Raw genomic sequence first — 1020 nt, forward strand, 5'->3', positions numbered from 1 at the left:
CATTGGCAATGCTTCAACCGGAGATTTGGCGCTCAATGATCCCAACTGGTCGGTGACGGGAGCGGGAGCAGCAACCTTCACTTCAGGGACATTTAATGGAAATGTAGATATGACCAGTGATTTAATCCTCAACATCGGCGACAGCGGAACAGACTTTACATCAGGCGGAGGGTTAACTTTGGCAGGAGCTTTCCTTGCCAATGGAAACGTGACTTTGGGAAATGCGATAACCGACAACATTACTTTCACGGGCAGAGTTGCTCAGGATAGCGACCTAATTCCGATTACAGCAACCGGAACAAATGATTTGGGAACTTCAGCTCTTCCCTGGGATAATCTCTATGCCAACAATATCTACGCTCCATCATCGGGAGTATCGGGATACTTCCAGAGAAACTCAGGGTCATTATCTCCAACCAATATAACAGATGACCTCTTACTGGGCGCAACTAGTACAAGTTCCGCAAAATTTGGCTTTATAAATATGGCAGGAGGCAATCCAACCGCCACTATTTCCGGCAATCTCTCTTTGGTAGTGCCGACCACAGCCGGAGCCAATACCTTTAATTTGCTTAACAACAGCACTCTTAATTTTCAACGATCTCCCGGCGGAGATGCGGGATTGGCAACCGCCTTATTTATCCAGAACAATGGCAATGTGGGTATCGGCACTACTTCGCCTTCCGCTCTTTTGTCTGTCGGTTCCACTTCTCAATTTCAGGTCAGTTCAACAGGAGCAATTACTGGAGTAGGGGTTAATTCCGGTTCCGGTCTTATTCAAGGCACAGGCGGATTAACTCTGACTGGGGCAACCTCCATCAATGCTTCAGGTTCCAACGCTACTGACATTGGCACAGGTACCAACGGCGGGACAATTACCATTGGCAATGCTTCAACCGGAGATTTGGCGCTCAATGATCCCAACTGGTCGGTGACGGGAGCGGGAGCAGCAACCTTCACTTCAGGGACATTTAATGGAAATGTAGATATGACCAGTGATTTAATCCTCAACATCGGCGA

1 protein-coding gene is annotated in these 1020 nt (G+C 48.0%); it reads left to right on the plus strand.

The window, feature by feature from the left end:
• The coding region (locus tag Q7L55_11865) for a hypothetical protein (GenBank protein ID MDO8733244.1) at window positions 1–1020 on the plus strand (1020 nt) is incomplete at both ends.

It is taken from the genome of Actinomycetota bacterium (assembly GCA_030650795.1).
Taxonomy (GTDB): Bacteria; Actinomycetota; Actinomycetes; order S36-B12; family S36-B12; genus UBA11398.